The 17,968-nt window shown below is 64.5% G+C and carries 28 protein-coding genes; 27 read left to right on the top strand and 1 reads right to left on the bottom strand.

Annotated features, from left to right (window positions below; all coding sequences use genetic code 11):
• Positions 1-10: 10 nt before the first annotated feature.
• The 11 genes from fusA to rplP all read left to right on the top strand — a co-directional run bounded on the left by fusA (position 11) and on the right by rplP (position 8,276).
• Entirely contained in the window at positions 11-2,134 is a 2,124-nt protein-coding gene (gene fusA, locus ACRDNQ_RS17480; protein WP_431829996.1) for an elongation factor G, read from the top strand.
• A 51-nt stretch (positions 2,135-2,185) separates the two neighbouring features.
• The gene (tuf, locus tag ACRDNQ_RS17475; protein WP_431829995.1) at positions 2,186-3,361 is read left to right on the top strand and encodes an elongation factor Tu; all 1,176 of its coding nucleotides are present in this window, start codon (positions 2,186-2,188) and stop codon (positions 3,359-3,361) included.
• A gap of 74 nt (positions 3,362-3,435) precedes the next feature.
• Positions 3,436-3,744: a 30S ribosomal protein S10 gene (gene rpsJ / locus ACRDNQ_RS17470; RefSeq protein ID WP_431830198.1), complete on the top strand. Its 309-nt coding sequence runs from the start codon at positions 3,436-3,438 to the stop codon at positions 3,742-3,744.
• A gap of 14 nt (positions 3,745-3,758) precedes the next feature.
• Positions 3,759-4,619, top strand: a complete 861-nt coding sequence (gene rplC / locus ACRDNQ_RS17465) for a 50S ribosomal protein L3 (protein WP_431830197.1) — start codon at positions 3,759-3,761, stop codon at positions 4,617-4,619.
• Positions 4,616-5,236 carry a 50S ribosomal protein L4 gene (rplD, locus tag ACRDNQ_RS17460; protein WP_431829994.1) on the top strand — a complete coding sequence of 207 codons (621 nt, stop codon included), beginning with the start codon at positions 4,616-4,618 and terminating at the stop codon, positions 5,234-5,236. The genes rplC and rplD overlap by 4 nt, the downstream gene beginning before the upstream one ends.
• Entirely contained in the window at positions 5,233-5,529 is a 297-nt protein-coding gene (locus tag ACRDNQ_RS17455; protein WP_431829993.1) for a 50S ribosomal protein L23, read from the top strand. The genes rplD and ACRDNQ_RS17455 overlap by 4 nt, the downstream gene beginning before the upstream one ends.
• Before the next feature lie 95 nt (positions 5,530-5,624).
• A complete protein-coding gene (gene rplB, locus ACRDNQ_RS17450; protein WP_431829992.1) occupies positions 5,625-6,467 on the top strand; it encodes a 50S ribosomal protein L2 in 843 nt (280 codons plus the stop codon).
• 3 nt (positions 6,468-6,470) lie between these two features.
• Positions 6,471-6,749 (top strand): 30S ribosomal protein S19, encoded by a 279-nt coding sequence (gene rpsS, locus ACRDNQ_RS17445; RefSeq protein WP_431829991.1) that lies wholly within the window; start codon positions 6,471-6,473, stop codon positions 6,747-6,749.
• Positions 6,750-6,752: 3 nt separating this feature from the next.
• Positions 6,753-7,133 carry a 50S ribosomal protein L22 gene (gene rplV, locus ACRDNQ_RS17440; RefSeq protein WP_431829990.1) on the top strand — a complete coding sequence of 127 codons (381 nt, stop codon included), beginning with the start codon at positions 6,753-6,755 and terminating at the stop codon, positions 7,131-7,133.
• Entirely contained in the window at positions 7,133-7,849 is a 717-nt protein-coding gene (gene rpsC / locus ACRDNQ_RS17435) for a 30S ribosomal protein S3 (protein WP_431829989.1), read from the top strand. The genes rplV and rpsC overlap by 1 nt, the downstream gene beginning before the upstream one ends.
• 13 nt (positions 7,850-7,862) lie before the next feature.
• Entirely contained in the window at positions 7,863-8,276 is a 414-nt protein-coding gene (gene rplP, locus ACRDNQ_RS17430; RefSeq protein WP_431829988.1) for a 50S ribosomal protein L16, read from the top strand.
• Between the two features lie 58 nt (positions 8,277-8,334).
• On the opposite strand, the gene ACRDNQ_RS17425 is transcribed toward rplP, so the two are convergent.
• A complete protein-coding gene (locus ACRDNQ_RS17425; protein WP_431829987.1) occupies positions 8,335-8,715 on the bottom strand; it encodes a hypothetical protein in 381 nt (126 codons plus the stop codon).
• 200 nt (positions 8,716-8,915) lie between these two features.
• On the opposite strand from ACRDNQ_RS17425, the gene ACRDNQ_RS17420 reads away from it, so the two are divergent.
• The 16 genes from ACRDNQ_RS17420 to ACRDNQ_RS17345 all read left to right on the top strand — a co-directional run bounded on the left by ACRDNQ_RS17420 (position 8,916) and on the right by ACRDNQ_RS17345 (position 17,967).
• On the top strand, positions 8,916-9,794 hold the full coding sequence (locus tag ACRDNQ_RS17420) for an alpha/beta hydrolase family protein (RefSeq protein ID WP_431829986.1): 879 nt from the start codon (positions 8,916-8,918) through the stop codon (positions 9,792-9,794).
• A 157-nt stretch (positions 9,795-9,951) separates the two neighbouring features.
• Positions 9,952-10,158: a 50S ribosomal protein L29 gene (rpmC, locus tag ACRDNQ_RS17415; RefSeq protein ID WP_431829985.1), complete on the top strand. Its 207-nt coding sequence runs from the start codon at positions 9,952-9,954 to the stop codon at positions 10,156-10,158.
• 4 nt (positions 10,159-10,162) lie between these two features.
• Positions 10,163-10,396 (top strand): 30S ribosomal protein S17, encoded by a 234-nt coding sequence (gene rpsQ, locus ACRDNQ_RS17410; RefSeq protein ID WP_431829984.1) that lies wholly within the window; start codon positions 10,163-10,165, stop codon positions 10,394-10,396.
• A gap of 75 nt (positions 10,397-10,471) precedes the next feature.
• Positions 10,472-10,840 carry a 50S ribosomal protein L14 gene (gene rplN / locus ACRDNQ_RS17405; RefSeq protein ID WP_109760336.1) on the top strand — a complete coding sequence of 123 codons (369 nt, stop codon included), beginning with the start codon at positions 10,472-10,474 and terminating at the stop codon, positions 10,838-10,840.
• Positions 10,840-11,145 (top strand): 50S ribosomal protein L24, encoded by a 306-nt coding sequence (gene rplX / locus ACRDNQ_RS17400; protein ID WP_431829983.1) that lies wholly within the window; start codon positions 10,840-10,842, stop codon positions 11,143-11,145. The genes rplN and rplX overlap by 1 nt, the downstream gene beginning before the upstream one ends.
• Positions 11,145-11,708 (top strand): 50S ribosomal protein L5, encoded by a 564-nt coding sequence (gene rplE, locus ACRDNQ_RS17395; RefSeq protein ID WP_431829982.1) that lies wholly within the window; start codon positions 11,145-11,147, stop codon positions 11,706-11,708. Before rplX ends, rplE begins: the two co-directional genes overlap by 1 nt.
• Positions 11,709-11,718: 10 nt before the next feature.
• Complete coding sequence (rpsN, locus tag ACRDNQ_RS17390) at positions 11,719-12,024, top strand: 30S ribosomal protein S14 (RefSeq protein ID WP_431829981.1); 306 nt, start codon at positions 11,719-11,721, stop codon at positions 12,022-12,024.
• 12 nt (positions 12,025-12,036) lie between these two features.
• The gene (gene rpsH, locus ACRDNQ_RS17385; protein WP_431829980.1) at positions 12,037-12,429 is read left to right on the top strand and encodes a 30S ribosomal protein S8; all 393 of its coding nucleotides are present in this window, start codon (positions 12,037-12,039) and stop codon (positions 12,427-12,429) included.
• A gap of 10 nt (positions 12,430-12,439) precedes the next feature.
• Positions 12,440-12,973, top strand: a complete 534-nt coding sequence (gene rplF / locus ACRDNQ_RS17380; RefSeq protein WP_431829979.1) for a 50S ribosomal protein L6 — start codon at positions 12,440-12,442, stop codon at positions 12,971-12,973.
• Between the two features lie 11 nt (positions 12,974-12,984).
• Positions 12,985-13,344 (top strand): 50S ribosomal protein L18, encoded by a 360-nt coding sequence (rplR, locus tag ACRDNQ_RS17375; protein ID WP_431829978.1) that lies wholly within the window; start codon positions 12,985-12,987, stop codon positions 13,342-13,344.
• A gap of 106 nt (positions 13,345-13,450) precedes the next feature.
• Entirely contained in the window at positions 13,451-14,032 is a 582-nt protein-coding gene (gene rpsE, locus ACRDNQ_RS17370) for a 30S ribosomal protein S5 (protein ID WP_431829977.1), read from the top strand.
• 5 nt (positions 14,033-14,037) lie between these two features.
• Entirely contained in the window at positions 14,038-14,226 is a 189-nt protein-coding gene (gene rpmD, locus ACRDNQ_RS17365) for a 50S ribosomal protein L30 (RefSeq protein WP_431829976.1), read from the top strand.
• A 229-nt stretch (positions 14,227-14,455) separates the two neighbouring features.
• The gene (locus ACRDNQ_RS17360; RefSeq protein ID WP_431829975.1) at positions 14,456-15,241 is read left to right on the top strand and encodes a hypothetical protein; all 786 of its coding nucleotides are present in this window, start codon (positions 14,456-14,458) and stop codon (positions 15,239-15,241) included.
• A 156-nt stretch (positions 15,242-15,397) separates the two neighbouring features.
• Entirely contained in the window at positions 15,398-15,871 is a 474-nt protein-coding gene (gene rplO / locus ACRDNQ_RS17355; protein WP_431829974.1) for a 50S ribosomal protein L15, read from the top strand.
• A gap of 99 nt (positions 15,872-15,970) precedes the next feature.
• The gene (secY, locus tag ACRDNQ_RS17350; RefSeq protein WP_431829973.1) at positions 15,971-17,329 is read left to right on the top strand and encodes a preprotein translocase subunit SecY; all 1,359 of its coding nucleotides are present in this window, start codon (positions 15,971-15,973) and stop codon (positions 17,327-17,329) included.
• Positions 17,326-17,967, top strand: a complete 642-nt coding sequence (locus ACRDNQ_RS17345) for an adenylate kinase (RefSeq protein ID WP_431829972.1) — start codon at positions 17,326-17,328, stop codon at positions 17,965-17,967. Before secY ends, ACRDNQ_RS17345 begins: the two co-directional genes overlap by 4 nt.
• Position 17,968 lies beyond the last annotated feature (1 nt).

Here is a 17,968-nt window from a genome sequence, read left to right as displayed (position 1 = left end):
GACCATACCAATGGCACGCGAATACCCGCTTCAGCGCTACCGGAACTTCGGGATCATGGCGCACATCGACGCCGGCAAGACCACGACGACCGAGCGCATCCTTTACTACACCGGCAAGTCCCACAAGATCGGTGAAGTCCACGACGGCGCCGCCACCATGGACTGGATGGAGCAGGAGCAGGAGCGCGGGATCACGATCACGTCCGCCGCGACGACGACCTTCTGGCAGCGCCAGGAAGACCCGACTCCGGCCGGCACGTCGGACACCAAGTACCGCTTCAACATCATCGACACGCCCGGCCACGTCGACTTCACCATCGAGGTCGAGCGGTCGCTGGCGGTGCTTGACGGCGCGATCTGCCTTCTCGATGCCAACGCTGGCGTCGAGCCGCAGACCGAAACCGTCTGGCGTCAGGCCGACCGCTACAAGGTTCCGCGCATCGTCTTCGTCAACAAGATGGACAAGATCGGCGCCGACTTCTTCAATTGCGTGAAGATGATCAAGGACCGCACCGGCGCCACGCCTGCGCCCATCGCGCTGCCGATCGGTGCCGAGGACAAGCTGGAAGGCATCATCGACCTCATCACCATGGAAGAGTGGGTCTACGAGGGCGAGGATCTTGGCGCGTCCTGGCGGCGCCAGCCGGTTCGCGACAGCCTGAAGGCCGAAGCCGAGGAATGGCGCGGCAAGCTTATCGAGATCGTCGTCGATCAGGACGACGACGTGATGATGGCCTATCTGGAAGGCGAAGAGCCCGACGCGCCCACGCTTCGCCGGCTTATCCGCAAGGGGACTCTGGCGCTGGACTTCGTGCCGGTGACCGCCGGCTCCGCCTTCAAGAACAAGGGCGTCCAGCCGCTTCTGAACGCGGTGATCGACTTCCTTCCGTCGCCGCTCGACGTGCCGGCCTACATGGGCTTCGCTCCGGGTGACGAAACCGAGACGCGCAACATCGAGCGCTCGGCCGAAGACGCGCAGCCCTTCGCCGGGCTTGCCTTCAAGATCATGAACGACCCCTTCGTGGGCTCGCTCACCTTCACGCGCATCTATTCCGGCCAGCTCAAGAAGGGCGACCAGATGCTGAACGCCACGAAGGGCAAGCGCGAGCGCGTGGGCCGCATGATGATGATGCACGCGATCAACCGCGAAGAGATCGAAGAAGCCTTCGCGGGCGACATCATCGCGCTTGCGGGTCTGAAGGAAACGACCACGGGCGACACCCTGTGCGACCCGGCCAAGCCGGTTGTCCTTGAGACCATGACCTTCCCCGAGCCGGTCATCGAGATCGCGGTCGAGCCGAAGTCGAAGGCCGACCAGGAGAAGATGGGCATTGCGCTGGCACGTCTGGCCGCCGAAGACCCGTCCTTCCGCGTCGAGACCGACTTCGAGTCGGGCCAGACGATCATGAAGGGGATGGGCGAACTTCACCTCGACATTCTCGTCGACCGGATGAAGCGCGAATTCAAGGTCGAGGCCAACATCGGCGCGCCGCAGGTGGCCTATCGCGAAACGATCAGCCACAAGACCGAGATCGACTACACGCACAAGAAGCAGACCGGCGGTACCGGCCAGTTCGCGCGCGTCAAGCTCGAGATCACGCCGACCCAGCCGGGCGAGGGCTATTCGTTCGAAAGCCGGATCGTCGGTGGCGCGGTGCCGAAGGAATACGTCCCCGGCGTCGAGAAGGGCATCAAGTCGGTGATGGATTCGGGTCCGCTTGCGGGCTTCCCGGTGATCGACTTCAAGGTGGCGCTGGTCGACGGTGCGTTCCATGACGTCGACTCGTCGGTTCTCGCCTTCGAGATCGCGACCCGCGCGGCGATGCGCGACGGCATGAAGAAGGCCGGGGCGAAGCTGCTCGAGCCCATCATGAAGGTCGAGGTGGTGACGCCCGAGGAATATACCGGTGGCATCATCGGCGACCTCACGTCCCGCCGTGGTCAGGTGCAGGGGCAGGACACCCGCGGCAACGCGAACGTCATCAACGCCTTCGTGCCGCTCGCCAACATGTTCGGCTACATCAACACCCTGCGCTCGATGTCCTCGGGTCGTGCGGTGTTCACGATGCAGTTCGACCACTACGAACCCGTCCCGCAGAACATCTCGGACGAGATCCAGAAGAAATACGCGTAACGCAGCCGGCGGGGGACGCCCCCCGCCGCCCGTCAGTTCAAGGAGGCCACCATGGCAAAGGCAAAATTCGAACGTACGAAGCCGCATGTGAACGTTGGCACGATTGGTCACGTTGACCACGGCAAGACGACGCTGACGGCGGCGATCACGAAGTACTTCGGGGAGTTCAAGGCGTACGACCAGATCGACGCGGCGCCCGAGGAGAAGGCGCGTGGGATCACGATCTCGACGGCGCACGTTGAATACGAGACGCCGAACCGGCACTACGCGCACGTCGACTGCCCGGGCCACGCGGACTACGTGAAGAACATGATCACGGGCGCGGCGCAGATGGACGGCGCGATCCTTGTGGTGAACGCGGCCGACGGCCCGATGCCGCAGACGCGCGAGCACATTCTTCTGGGCCGCCAGGTGGGCATCCCGTTCATGGTGGTGTACCTCAACAAGGTCGACCAGGTGGACGACGAGGAGCTTCTGGAGCTTGTCGAGATGGAAGTGCGCGAGCTTCTGACGAGCTACGAGTATCCCGGCGACGACATTCCGATCATCAAGGGCTCGGCGCTTGCCGCGCTGGAGGGTCGTGACGAGGAGATCGGCGAGAAGTCGATCCGCGCGCTGATGGAGGCCGTGGACAGCTACATCCCGACGCCGGCGCGTCCGATCGACCAGCCGTTCCTGATGCCGATCGAGGACGTGTTCTCGATCTCGGGCCGGGGCACGGTCGTGACGGGCCGGATCGAGCGCGGCGTTGTGAACGTGGGCGACGAAGTCGAGATCGTCGGGATCCGGACGACGCAGAAGTCGACGGTGACGGGCGTCGAGATGTTCCGCAAGCTGCTGGATCGCGGCGAGGCGGGCGACAATATCGGCGCGCTTCTGCGCGGCATCGACAAGGACGCGGTGGAGCGCGGCCAGGTGCTGTGCAAGCCGGGTTCGGTGAAGCCGCACACGAAGTTCGAGGCCGAGGCCTACATCCTGACGAAGGAAGAGGGCGGGCGGCACACGCCGTTCTTCGCGAACTACCGTCCGCAGTTCTACTTCCGCACGACGGACGTGACCGGGACGGTGAAGCTTCCCGAGGGCACCGAGATGGTGATGCCGGGCGACAACCTGAAGTTCGAGGTCGAGCTGATCGCGCCGATCGCCATGGAGGAGAAGCTCCGCTTCGCCATCCGTGAAGGCGGCCGCACCGTCGGCGCCGGCGTCGTCTCGAAAATCCTCGAGTAATCTGAAACCGGTTCGACGAGGGGCGCGGGTCCGCCCGCCCCCTCCTCTCAATCGTGAAAGGCTAGAAAATGGCAATGCAAAGCCAGAACATCCGCATCCGGCTCAAGGCCTTCGATTACCGCGTCCTCGATGCGTCGACGCAGGAAATCGTCAACACGGCCAAGCGCACGGGCGCCCAGGTCCGCGGCCCGATTCCGCTGCCGAACAAGATCGAGAAGTTCACGGTTCTTCGGGGTCCGCACATCGACAAGAAGTCGCGTGACCAGTTCGAGATCCGGACGCACAAGCGTCTTCTCGACATCGTTGATCCGACCCCGCAGACGGTGGACGCGCTCATGAAGCTCGACCTCGCCGCCGGCGTGGATGTCGAGATCAAGGTCTGAGGGAGGGCAGGATGATGCTGCGTTCCGGAGTGATCGCGAAGAAGCTGGGCATGACCCGGCTGTTCATGGAAGACGGACGGCAGGTGCCGGTGACCGTGCTGCAGCTTGACGGGCTGCAGGTCGTCGCCAACCGCACGCCCGAAAAGGACGGCTATTCGGCGGTCCAGCTTGGTGCGGGCACGGCGAAGGCCAAGCGCGTGTCGAAGGCGATGCGCGGCCATTTCGCCGCCGCCAAGGTGGAACCCAAGCGCAAGATCGCCGAGTTCCGCGTCGACCCCGAAAACCTGATCCCGGTGGGCGAGGAAATCACCGCCGACCACTATTTCGAGGGTCAGTACGTCGACGTGACGGGCGTCTCGATCGGCAAGGGCTTCGCGGGCGCGATGAAGCGGCACAACTTCGGCGGCCTGCGGGCGTCGCATGGTGTGTCGATCAGCCACCGCTCGCACGGCTCGACCGGCCAGTGCCAGGACCCCGGCAAGGTGTTCAAGGGCAAGAAGATGGCCGGCCACATGGGGGCCGCGCGCGTGACCACGCAGAACCTGCAGGTCGTGCGCACCGATGCCGACCGCGGCCTGATCATGATCAAGGGTGCGGTGCCAGGCAACAAGGGCGGCTGGGTGACGTTGAAGGACGCGGTCAAGAAGCCGGTTCCGGACAATGTCATCGTTCCCGCCGCGTTGAAGTCGGCCGCCGAGGAAGCGCGTCGCGCCGCCGAGGAAGCTGCGGCCCAGGCAGCAGCCGAAGCGGAAGCCGCCGCGAAGGCCGCCGCCGAGGCTGAACAGGCCGCGATGGAGGCCGCCGAGGCCGAAGCGCAGAAAGAGGCCCAGGCCGACGACGCCGCCGAGCCCGAGAAGAAGGAAGGCGAGGAATGAAACTCGACGTGATCAAGCTGGACGGCAAGAAGGCCGGCTCGGTCGAGCTTGGCGACGAGATCTTCGGTCTCGAGCCGCGCGCCGACATCCTTCACCGCGTGGTCCGCTGGCAGCGCGCCAAGGCGCAGGCCGGCACCCATAAGGTCAAGGGGCGGTCCGAGGTCAGCTATTCGACCAAGAAGATCTACCGCCAGAAAGGCACCGGCGGCGCACGCCACGGTGACAAGGGCGCGCCGATCTTCCGTCATGGCGGCACCTACAAGGGCCCGACGCCCCGCAGCCACGCCCACGACCTGCCCAAGAAGTTCCGGGCGCTCGGTCTGAAGCACGCGCTGTCGTCGAAAGCCGCGACCGGCAACCTCGTCGTCATCGACGAAGCGTCGCTGGCCGAAGCCAAGACGAGCAGTCTTGCCAAGGCCGTGAAGGATCTTGGCTGGAAGCGCGTCCTGATCATCGACGGGGCCGAAGTGAACGAGAACTTCGCCCGCGCCGCGGCCAACATCCAGGACGTGGATGTGCTGCCGTCGATGGGCGCGAATGTCTATGACATCCTCAAGCGTGACACCCTGGTGATCACAAAGGCGGGTGTCGAAGCTCTGGAGGCCAGGCTGAAATGAGCGCGAAAGCAGAACACTACGACGTGATCCGCCGGCCGATCATCACCGAGAAGGCCACGATGGTGTCCGAGAACGGAGCCGTCGTCTTTGAAGTGGCGATCGATTCGACCAAGCCCGAGATCAAGCAGGCGGTCGAGGCGCTGTTCGGTGTCAAGGTGAAGGCCGTGAACACGACCGTTGCCAAGGGCAAGACCAAGCGGTTCCGCGGAATCAAGGGCACCCGCAAGGATGTCAAGAAGGCCTATGTGACCCTCGAAGAGGGCAACACGATTGACGTGACCACGGGTCTTTAATAGAGAGCGGCAGCTTTCGGCCCCCGATCTTCGGGGGCCGCGATTTTTCAACCCGCCCCGGCAACGGGGCACCAAGCAGACGGAAGACAGGAAGCATGGCACTCAAGTCGTACAAGCCGACGACGCCTGGCCAGCGCGGGCTGGTTCTGATCGACCGTTCGGAGCTTTGGAAAGGACGTCCGGTCAAGTCCCTCACGCAGGGCCTGACCAAGAGCGGCGGCCGGAACAACACCGGACGGGTGACGATGTGGCACAAGGGCGGTGGGGCGAAACGCCTTTACCGCGTCGTCGATTTCAAGCGCCGCAAGTTCGACGTCCCCGCGACGGTCGAGCGGATCGAATACGATCCGAACCGCACCGCCTTCATCGCCCTGGTCAAGTATCAGGACGGCGAGCAGGCCTATATCCTTGCGCCGCAGCGTCTCGCCGTTGGCGATACCGTGATTGCGGGCGCCAAGACCGACGTGAAGCCCGGAAACGCGATGCCCTTCTCGGGCATGCCGATCGGCACGATCGTCCACAACGTCGAGCTGAAGGCCGGCAAGGGCGGGCAACTGGCGCGCGCGGCGGGCACCTATGCCCAGTTCGTCGGCCGTGATGGCGGCTATGCCCAGATCCGCCTGTCGTCGGGCGAACTTCGCCTGGTCCGCCAGGAATGCATGGCGACGGTCGGCGCGGTGTCGAACCCCGACAACTCGAACCAGAACCTCGGGAAAGCCGGCCGCAAGCGCCACATGGGCATCCGCCCGACGGTGCGTGGCGTGGCGATGAACCCGATCGACCACCCCCACGGCGGTGGCGAGGGCCGGACCTCGGGTGGCCGCACGCCGGTCACGCCCTGGGGCAAGGACACCAAGGGCACCCGTACCCGCAACAAGAACAAGGCGTCGCAGAAGCTGATCATCCGCTCGCGTCACGCCAGGAAAGGGGGCCGTTAAGCCATGACCCGTTCTGTCTGGAAAGGCCCCTTCGTGGACGCGTACGTCCTGAAGAAAGCCGAGAAGGCCCGTGAATCGGGCCGCAACGAAGTCATCAAGATCTGGTCGCGCCGCTCGACGATCCTGCCCCAGTTCGTGGGCCTGACCTTCGGCGTCTACAACGGCCAGAAGCACATCCCGGTCAACGTGACCGAGGACATGATCGGCCAGAAGTTCGGCGAGTACTCGCCGACGCGGACCTACTACGGTCATGCTGCCGACAAGAAAGCGAAGAGGAAGTAAGCCATGGGCACGGAGAAGAATCCCCGCCGCGTGGCGGAGAACGAGGCGATGGCGAAGTCGAAGATGCTTCGCACGAGCCCGCAGAAGCTGAACCTCGTGGCGGCGATGATCCGCGGCAAGAAGGTCGACAAGGCGCTGGCCGATCTGACCTTCTCGAAGAAGCGGATCGCGCAGGACGTGAAGAAGTGCCTTCAGTCCGCGATCGCCAACGCCGAGAACAACCACAACCTGGACGTCGATGAACTGGTGGTGGCCGAAGCCTATGTCGGCAAGAACCTCGTGATGAAGCGCGGCCGTCCGCGGGCCCGTGGCCGGTACGGCAAGATCATGAAGCCGTTCTCGGAACTCACCATCAAGGTCCGCCAGGTCGAGGAGCAAGCGTAATGGGTCAGAAGGTCAATCCGATCGGCATGCGCCTTCAGGTGAACCGCACCTGGGACAGCCGCTGGTACGCCGACACGAAGGACTACGGCAACCTCCTTCTCGAGGACCTGCGCATGCGCGAGTTCATCAAGAAGGAATGCGCCCAGGCCGGCGTGTCGAAGATCATCATCGAGCGTCCGCACCGCAAATGCCGTGTGACGATTCACACGGCCCGTCCGGGCGTGATCATCGGCAAGAAGGGCGCGGACATCGAGACGCTTCGCAAGAAGCTTGCCGCGATGACCGCGTCCGAGCTGCACCTCAACATCGTCGAGGTGCGCAAGCCCGAGCTTGACGCCCAGCTTGTGGCGGAATCGATCGCCCAGCAGCTGGAGCGCCGGGTGTCTTTCCGCCGCGCCATGAAGCGCTCGGTGCAGAACGCCATGCGCATGGGCGCGCTTGGCATCCGCGTGAACGTGGCCGGCCGCCTTGGCGGTGCCGAGATCGCCCGGACGGAATGGTACCGTGAGGGACGCGTGCCGCTGCACACGCTGCGCGCCGACATCGATTATGCCCTGGCCGAAGCCTCGACGCCCTATGGCATCATCGGTGTGAAGGTCTGGATCTTCAAAGGCGAGATCCTCGAGCACGATCCGTCTGCCCGTGACCGTCGCCAGCAAGAGGCCCAGGATGGCCCCGCTCCGCGCGGCGCCGGCGGCCCCCGCCGTGACCGTTAAGGAGTGAAGGAAGATGCTGCAACCTAAGCGCACGAAGTTCCGTAAACAGCACAAGGGCCGTATCCATGGCGAGGCCAAGGGCGGGTTCGAACTGAACTTCGGTTCGTTCGGTCTGAAGGCCACCCAGCCCGAGCGCATCACCGCGCGGCAGATCGAAGCCGCCCGGCGGGCGCTGACGCGTCACATGAAGCGTCAGGGCCGCGTCTGGATTCGCGTCTTCCCGGACGTTCCGGTGACGTCGAAGCCGACCGAGGTGCGGATGGGCAAGGGCAAGGGCTCGGTCGATTTCTGGGCCGCCAAGGTCAAGCCGGGTCGCATCATGTTCGAGATTGACGGTGTCAGCGAACAGGTCGCGCGCGAGGCGCTGCGCCTTGCCGCGATGAAGCTGCCGATCAAGACCCGGACGGTGATGCGGGAAGACTGGTAAACCAGGCTTCGAATTCGCCCAGCTATCGGGCCCCTGCCGAACGATCGGCGGGGGCCTTTCACTTTCCGGCCAGCAACGCTTCGGCCTGGCTGCACCGGTCCGATACTTCCCTTCCGTCGCCGCCAAGGCTGTTCCACCTTTGCATCAGCGCCTCGACAGCCTTGCGTTCGCTCGCCGTCCAGGGGGCGGTCTGCTCTTCGCCGATGAACACGCCGTAGCCGATCAGGCTGGTGCGCAGAAACGCGATCTCGTTTTCCGAGCAGGAGCGGCGCAGGTCGGGGTCGTCGAAGGCCGCAAGACTCTGTGACAACTCGGCGCGAATGGCATCGGTCAAGGGCAGCCCCGATAACGCGTCCGGCCCCTGCGGATTGGCGTTGCCCGCGTCACAGGACCCGAGGATCTGGGCGGCCAGCAAGAGGGCCAGTGTGCCGCGATGCATCTTCATCCCTTCGTCTGAGTTCTGCGCCGAGTCTTGTCGCTCCGCCCCTTCGGGGCATTGACGGCGCTCAATACACTCCGGTCGCGGGCCGGCGGGGGCGTTTCATGTCCGACGCAGGGCCGAGGCGCGTCGCGGCAGTTGACGCGCGCCCGGCAAGGGCAAATCATCGAACGGCACCCCTTTGTCCGAAGGACGACTCCATGACCCCTGTCCGCCTGTCCCTTCTGTCGGCCGCGCTTCTTGCGCCAATTCCGTCCTTCGCGGCGGAAGACGTCGTCACGATTCCCTCGCCGGGGGGCGAGATCGTGGCAACCCTTTCCCTGCCGGAGGGCGACCCGGCGCCGGTCGTCCTTCTTCTTCATGGCTTTACGGGGAGCAGGAACGAACTGTCGACCGAAAGTGTCCCCGAAGGCATCTTCGCCCGCACCGCCGCCCGCCTGGCCGACGCCGGCTACGCCAGCCTTCGCGTCGACTTTCGCGGCTCTGGCGAAAGCCTGGCCGATCTGACCTTCGCCGAGACGACGTTCGAGGGGCAAACGGCCGACGCCCTGGCCGCCCTCGAATACCTTTCCGCGCATGAGGGGGTGGCGGGCGACGACATCTTCGTCATCGGCTGGAGTCAGGGGGGCCTCGTCGCCACTGCGGCGGCCGGTCGCTCGGACCTGCCCGACGCGGTGGCGCTTTGGGCTGCGGTCGCCACGCCGCCCTCGACCTACGCTGGCATCCTTGGCGCCGACCTGGTGGATGCGGCCATCGCGGGCGATGCCGATACGGTTCATGCGGTCACCTTGCCCTGGGGCGCCGAGATCGAACTGAAGGGCGCCTTCTTCGATGGCGTCGCCACCTTCGACCCGGCCGCCGAGATCGCGGACTACGCCGGACCGCTGTTCGTCGCCCAGGGCAGCCTTGACGACACGGTGCCACCGGCCTCGGCCGAGGTGCTCATTGCCGCGCACGACGGCCCGGAAGAGCTTTGGGTGGCCGAAATGGACCATGTCTTCAACGCTTTCTCGACCGACGAAACCCTGGAAGCGATGATCGCGGCGACCATCGCCTATTTCGATGCCCACGCGGATTGACGCCTGGCGGGCAGCCGTCGCGGTGAAAAGACCTGACGGGGGCTTGCATTGTCGGTCCCCGCGGGGTATCTGCCGCGCTCATTCACGAACTCCACGGGAATCAGCGTGACCCGTCCATACGGGGCGCCCTCGTGATTGTTGGAAGGAAGACCCGGCGATGGACGCCAAGGAACTGCGTAACAAGACGCCCGATCAGCTGCGTGACCAGCTGACCGCGCTCAAGAAGGAGGCCTTCAACCTCCGTTTCCAGCAGGCCACCGGCCAGCTTGAAAGCACCGCGCGCATGCGCACCGTGCGCCGTGACGCGGCGCGCGTGAAGACGATTCTGAACGAAAAGGCGGCTGCCGCCGCGTCGGAGGCCTGATCCCATGCCCAAACGCATCCTCCAAGGCACCGTCACCAGCGACAAGAACGATCAGACCGTGACCGTTCTGGTGGAACGCCGCTTCAAGCACCCGCTTCTGCAGAAGACGGTGCGGAAGTCGAAGAAGTACCGTGCGCATGACGCCGAGAACCAGTTCAAGGTGGGCGACACCGTCCGCATCCAGGAATGCGCGCCGATCTCGAAGACGAAACGCTGGGAGGTCGTGACCGCCGTCTAAGGCACACGACACCCGGTTTGAACGAAACCCTGGGGGCCAACAACAGAACAGCCCTCATAGGTCGGGAGAAACCAAATGATCCAGATGCAGACCAATCTGGATGTTGCTGACAACTCCGGCGCCCGCCGGGTTCAGTGCATCAAGGTCCTGGGTGGTTCCCACCGCCGCTATGCCAGCGTCGGCGACATCATCGTGGTGTCGGTGAAGGAAGCCATTCCGCGCGGTCGCGTGAAGAAGGGCGATGTCCGCAAGGCCGTCGTCGTGCGGACCGCCAAGGAAGTGCGCCGCGAGGACGGCACCTCGATCCGGTTCGACCGGAACGCCGCCGTGATCCTCAACAACCAGAACGAGCCCGTCGGCACCCGCATCTTCGGGCCGGTCGTGCGCGAACTGCGCGCCAAGAACTTCATGAAGATCATTTCGCTGGCACCGGAGGTGCTCTGATGGCTGCGAAACTCAAGAAAGGCGACAAGGTCGTCGTGCTGGCCGGCAAGGACAAGGGCAAGACGGGTGAGATCACCCGCGTCATGCCCAAGGACGGCAAGGCCATCGTCGACGGCGTGAACATCGCCATCCGCCACACCCGTCAAAGCGCCCAAAGCCAGGGCGGCCGCATTCCGCAGGCGATGCCGATCGACCTGTCGAACCTTGCGCTGATGGACAAGAACGGCAAGGCCACCCGCGTCGGCTTCCGCATGGACGGCGACAAGAAGGTCCGCTTCGCCAAGACCACGGGGGACGTGATCTGATGCTTGACGCTGCGACCTATACCCCGCGCCTGAAGGCGCACTACCGGGATGCCGTGAAGGCCGCTCTGAAGGAAGAGTTTGGCTACAAGAACGACATGCAGATCCCGCGCCTCGAGAAGATCGTGCTGAACATCGGCTGCGGTGCCGAAGCGGTGCGGGATTCGAAGAAGGCGAAATCGGCCCAGGAAGACCTGTCGACGATCGCCGGCCAGAAGGCCGTGGTGACCAAGGCGAAGAAATCGATCGCCGGGTTCCGTGTGCGCGAGGAAATGCCGCTTGGCGCCAAGGTGACGCTGCGCGGCGACCGGATGTACGAATTCCTTGACCGCCTCGTCACCATCGCGCTGCCGCGCGTTCGTGACTTCCGGGGCGTTTCGGGCGCGTCGTTCGATGGCCGCGGCAACTATGCCATGGGCCTGAAAGAGCACATCGTCTTCCCCGAGATCGAGTTCGACAAGGTCGACGAGGTCTGGGGCATGGACATCATCATCGTCACCACCGCGGCCACGGACGCGGAAGCCAAGGCGCTGTTGAAGCATTTCAACATGCCCTTCAACAGCTGAGGGATTCGACATGGCGAAGAAAGCAATGATCGAACGCGAAAAGAAGCGTCAGGCGCTGGTGGATCGTTACGCCGCGAAGCGCGTCGCGCTGAAGGCGATCGCGAACGACGAAACGAAGCCGATGGAAGAGCGGTTCAAGGCACGTCTCAAGCTTGCCCAGCTGCCGCGCAACTCGTCGGCCACGCGGCTGCACAACCGCTGCCAGCTGACCGGGCGTCCGCACGCCTATTACCGCAAACTCAAGGTCAGCCGGATCATGCTGCGCGAACTTGGTTCGCAGGGGCAGATCCCCGGCCTTGTGAAGTCCAGCTGGTAAGGAGGGTATGAAATGAACGATCCTCTTGGCGATATGCTGACCCGCATCCGCAACGCGCAGATGCGTGGCAGGTCCACCGTCGTGACGCCCGCCTCGAAGCTTCGGGCCTGGGTGCTCGATGTGCTTGCGGGCGAAGGCTACATTCGTGGCTACGAGCACGTCACCGACAAGAACGGCCAGCCGGCCATCGAGATCAGCCTGAAGTACTATGAAGGTACCCCGGTGATCCGCGAGATCCGGCGCGTGTCGAAACCCGGCCGCCGCGTCTACATGGGCGTGAAGGACATCCCGCAGGTCCGTCAGGGCCTGGGCGTGTCCATCGTCTCGACCCCGAAGGGCGTGATGTCGGACGCCGCAGCACGAACCGCCAATGTCGGCGGCGAAGTGCTCTGCACCGTGTTCTGAGGAGAGCGACATGTCTCGTATTGGGAAAAAACCTGTCGAGCTGCCCTCGGGTGTCGAAGCCAGCGTTTCGGGCCAGACCGTTTCGGTCAAGGGTCCGAAGGGCAGCCGCACGTTCACGGCGACCGACGATGTGTCCATCAGCATCGACGGCAACATCGTGAAGATCGAGCCGCGCAGCACCTCGAAGCGCGCGCGCCAGCAGTGGGGCATGTCCCGCACGATGGTCCAGAACCTCGTGACGGGCGTCACCACCGGCTTCAAGCGCGAACTCGAGATCAACGGCGTCGGCTACCGCGCGCAGATGCAGGGCAACGTTCTGAAGCTGGCGCTTGGCTACAGCCATGACGTCGACTTCGAAGTGCCGGCGGGCGTCACCGTGACGACCCCGAAGCAGACCGAGATCGTTGTGGAAGGTATCGACCAGCAGCTTGTCGGCCAGGTCGCGGCGAATATCCGCGAATGGCGTGGCCCCGAGCCCTACAAGGGCAAGGGCATCAAGTACAAGGACGAGTACATCTTCCGCAAGGAAGGCAAGAAGAAGTAAGGATCGCAGAGATGGCAAACAGCAAACGGGAACTGTTCCTCAAGCGCCGCCTGCGCGTCCGGAACAAGCTTCGCAAGGTGAACGCCGGGCGTCCGCGCCTGTCGGTGCACCGCTCGAACAAGAACATCAGCGTCCAGCTGATCGACGACGTGAACGGCGTCACGCTCGCCTCGGCCTCCTCGCTCGAGAAGGACCTCGGCGTCGTGGGCAAGAACAACATCGAAGCGGCGGCGAAGGTCGGCGCGGCGATTGCCGAGCGCGCGAAGAAGGCCGGGATCGAGGAAGCCTATTTCGATCGTGGCGGCTTCCTTTTCCACGGCAAGATCAAGGCACTTGCCGACGCGGCCCGCGAAGGCGGCCTGAAGATCTGACGATAGGCGGGGGGCCGCACCGGCCCCCCCGATGATCCGGGACCCGTGCGGTCACCAGGGATCGGATGCAACGGCGCCCCGGCGCCACCAAGGCAAGGACTGTCCGATGGCAGAACGTGAAAACCGTCGCGGCCGTGGCCGGCAGGAGCGGGAAGAGACCCCCGAATTCGCCGACCGCCTCGTCGCGATCAACCGTGTTTCGAAGACCGTGAAGGGCGGCAAGCGCTTCGGCTTCGCGGCCCTCGTCGTGGTGGGTGACCAGCGCGGCCGGGTCGGATTTGGCAAGGGCAAGGCCAAGGAAGTGCCCGAGGCGATCCGCAAGGCCACCGAGCAGGCCAAGCGTCAGATGATCCGGGTGCCGCTGCGCGAAGGCCGCACGCTGCATCACGACATCGAAGGCCGTCATGGCGCCGGCAAGGTGGTGATGCGCGCGGCCCCGCAGGGCACCGGGATCATCGCCGGCGGTCCGATGCGCGCCGTGTTCGAGATGCTGGGCATCCAGGACGTGGTCGCCAAGTCGATCGGTTCGCAGAACCCCTACAACATGATCCGCGCGACGGTCGACGGCCTCGAAAAGGTCGCCTCGCCCCGCTCGGTGGCGCAGCGTCGCGGCAAGAAGGTTGCCGACATCCTGCCCAAGCGCGAAGACGCGCCGGCGGAGTCGTCGCTTGTGGCTGAGGAGGCCTGAGAGACATGGCAAAGACGATCGTCGTGAAGCAGATCGGTTCGCCGATCCGCCGCCCCGCCGTTCAGCGTGCCACGCTGAAGGGACTTGGCCTGAACAAGATGCACCGCACCCGCGAGCTTGAGGATACCCCCTCGGTGCGCGGCATGGTCAACTCGATCCCTCACCTCGTCGAGATCGTCGAAGAGAAGGGCTGAGGCCGGCCGAACGGTAAAGGACGAATAAGAAAGCCCCGTGCCCGGCACGGGGCGTTCTTCATTTCGGGCTGGCGGAACGTCCGAGCGGATTGCCGCATCGGACCCGCCCGAGCGAGGTGCGGCCGTCGTGTCGCGGCCTTCGCGGGCGATCTCGATGCTGGACTGCCGTCAATCAATTGCCGCATTGATCCATTATCGAGCCCGGCGTCAGACGCGCGCAGGACAGAAGATGAACGGCATCGACCCGGACCGCCTTGCCGACCACAGACGCTCCGAGGCGGTGGCCGGCTGGCCGCTCTTGCGCAGTTGTCCGAATACCCTTGCGGTCAAGGCGATCCGGTATCTCGACCGGCTCACGCCGGACCAGGCCGCCCGGCTTGGCGACGACTGGACCGCCTTCGAGGCCGAGCTGGCCGCCGCCAAGGAGCCACTGTCCGATCTGCGACCGGTGATCGAGCGGTATCCCGCGCTTGCCACCTACAACGCCGACAGGGCGTCACTTGGGGACCGGCGCGGAGTGGCGACCCTGCCCGTCAAGGTCATAGCCGGCGTCCGGCGTGATCCATCCTTCGAAACCTTCGAGAAGCTTGCGTCGTCGCTTCGCTGGCCCGAGGGTGCCCTGCGGCTGCATCCGCCCGTCGTGTCGGAACTCGACGGGATCGTGCCAGCGCCGCCGCGCCGCATCCGGAAGGAAATCGCGCACACCCTCAAGCAGCGTTTCGGCGCGTCGGAAGAAAGGTCGTCTTCCGACATGTCACGCTTCGTCGGCTCTCACGGGGGACGGCCGGTCGCCGTCGATGTTCTCTTCGCCGGTGGCGGAGCAATGTCGATGCATCAGCTTGGCTACTGGGTCTGGGTCAGGGGGGCGGACGGCAAGACGACAAGGGTCGCGGGATACGAGTCGATCTGGATGCTTCCCGCACAATGGGACTACGTGACAGAAGAGAACCTTGGCCGATCCTGCGCGCTTCTCGCCGACCTGACAGAGGTGATCGACGATCTCTACGCGCGCTGACCGGCTGCCGCGCGTCCGACGAACGCGCCCCCTTGATCGCCCGCTGCACAGGGTCTATACGCCCCCGGTGCTCTCTGGGGCACCCCAAACAATATAGAAACGCCGTGGTCGGGGGCCTCATCGCTTCGCCCCCCGCATCCGGCAAGGAGAAGCGACATGAAACTGAACGACCTCCGGGACAATCCCGGCGCAACCAAGAAACGCCAGCGTGTCGGCCGTGGCCCGGGTTCGGGCAAGGGCAAGACCGGCGGGCGCGGCATCAAGGGTCAGAAATCCCGCTCGGGCGTCGCCATCAACGGCTATGAAGGCGGCCAGATGCCGCTTTACCAGCGCCTTCCGAAGCGCGGCTTCAACAAGCCCAACCGCAAGGCCTTCGCCGTGGTGAACCTTGGGCTGATCCAGAAGTTCATCGACGACGGCAAGATCGACGTGAAGTCCGAGATCACCGAGGACGCGCTGGTCGCCAGCGGCCTTGTGCGGCGCAAGAAGGACGGAGTGCGCATCCTTGCCAAGGGCGATTTCACCGCCAAGGCGAAGATCGCCGTGACCGGCGCCTCGAAATCGGCGATCGCCGCGGTCGAGAAGGCGGGTGGCGCGCTCACGGTCACGACGGTGTCCGCGGCCGAGTAACGGGTTGTGGGCGGCCGTCGCGCCGCCTACATCTGTGCATGGTTTTCCACGCCGCCGACCGGAAGACGGGCTGGCGGCGTCTGCATGAAAGAAAGCTGAATGGCATCTGCAGCAGAACAAATGGCCGCGAACGTCAGCTGGGGCACGCTTGGCAAGGCGACCGAGCTTCGGCAGCGGATCTTCTTCACCATCGGCCTTCTGATCGTCTATCGCATCGGCACCTACATCCCGGTCCCAGGCATCGACGGCAACGCGCTGCGCGATTTCATGGATCAGGCGGCGGCTGGCCTTGGCGGCGTCCTGAACATGTTCACCGGCGGCGCGATCAGCCGCATGGGCATCTTCGCGCTGGGCATCATGCCCTACATCTCGGCCTCGATCATCGTTCAGCTGATGACCGCGATGGTGCCGTCGCTCCAGCAGCTCAAGAAAGAGGGTGAACAGGGGCGCAAGAAGATCAACCAGTACACGCGCTACGGCACGGTCCTTCTGGCCACCATGCAGGCCTATGGTCTGGCCGTCAGCCTTGAAGCGGGTGATCTTGCCACCGATCCGGGCTGGTACTTCCGTGCGGCGACGGTCATCACGCTTGTCGGCGGCACGATGTTCCTGATGTGGCTGGGCGAGCAGATCACCGCCCGCGGCGTCGGCAACGGGATTTCGCTGATCATCTTCGTGGGCATCATCGCCGAACTTCCGATGGCGATGGCGCAGTTCTTCGAACAGGGTCGGTCCGGCGCGCTGTCGACCGCCGTGGTCCTTGGCGTGATCGCGATGCTCATCGGGACGCTAATCTTCGTGGTGTTCATGGAGCGCGCCCTGCGAAAGATCCACATCCAGTATCCGCGCCGTCAGGTGGGGATGAAGATCTACGACGGCGGGTCGAGCCACCTGCCGATCAAGGTGAACCCTGCGGGCGTGATTCCGGCGATCTTCGCATCGTCGCTATTGCTGCTTCCCACGACGCTGGCCACCTTCTCGGGCGGCCAGAGCGGCCCGGTGATGTCGACGATCCTTGCCTACTTCGGCCCGGGACAGCCGCTTTACCTGCTGTTCTTCGGGGGCATGATCATCTTCTTCACCTACTTCTACACGCATAACGTGTCGTTCAAGGTCGACGACGTGGCCGAGAACCTGAAGAACCAGAACGGGTTCGTCCCCGGCATCCGCCCCGGCAAGAAAACCGAGGAATACCTCGAGTACGTCGTGAACCGTCTGCTCGTCCTCGGCTCGGTCTATCTGGCGCTTGTCTGCCTCATCCCCGAGATGGTGCGGTCGAACCTTGCGATCACGGCCTATTTCGGGGGGACCTCGATCCTGATCATCGTGTCGGTGGGTATGGACACGATCCAGCAGATTCAGTCACATCTGCTTGCCCACCAATACGAAGGGCTGATCGAGAAATCGCAGCTGCGCGGCAAGCGGCGCGGCGGCAAGAAGGGGACGTCCAGACGATGAACATCATTCTCCTCGGGCCGCCGGGCGCCGGAAAGGGTACCCAGGCGCGGCGGCTCGTCGAGGAGCGCGGCATGGTGCAGCTGTCGACCGGCGACATGCTGCGCGACGCGCGGACCTCGGGCACCGAGATGGGCAAGAAGGTCGCCGCGATCATGGATGCGGGCGAGCTTGTCACCGACGAGATCGTCATCGGCCTGATCGACGAAAAGCTGCACCAGTCGACTGGCGGCGGCTTCATCTTCGACGGTTTCCCGCGCACGCTTGGCCAAGCCGACGCGCTTGACGCGCTTCTGGCGCGGAACGGGCAAAGCCTTGACCACGTCATCGCGATGGAAGTGAACGACGACGCCCTGGTCAGCCGCATCACCGCGCGGTCGACCTGCGCGAAGTGCGGCGAAGTCTATAACGACATCACCAAACCCATTCCTTCGGACGGCAAGTGCACCGTCTGCGGCGGGACCGAGTTCAAGCGGCGCGCCGACGACAACGAGGAAAGCCTGCGGACGCGGCTGATGGAATACTACAAGAAGACGTCGCCATTGATCGGCTACTATCATGCGAAGGGGCAACTGCGCTGGGTGCCCGGCCTGGGCGAGATCGACGAGGTGGCCGGGTCCATCGCGAAGATCCTGGGATAGG

The organism is Saliniferula longa, assembly GCF_050789285.1.
GTDB lineage: Bacteria > Pseudomonadota > Alphaproteobacteria > Rhodobacterales > Rhodobacteraceae > CAVPWP01.
Note: the sequence above shows the minus strand (reverse complement) of the source record. Positions and strands in the feature narration are given on the sequence as shown.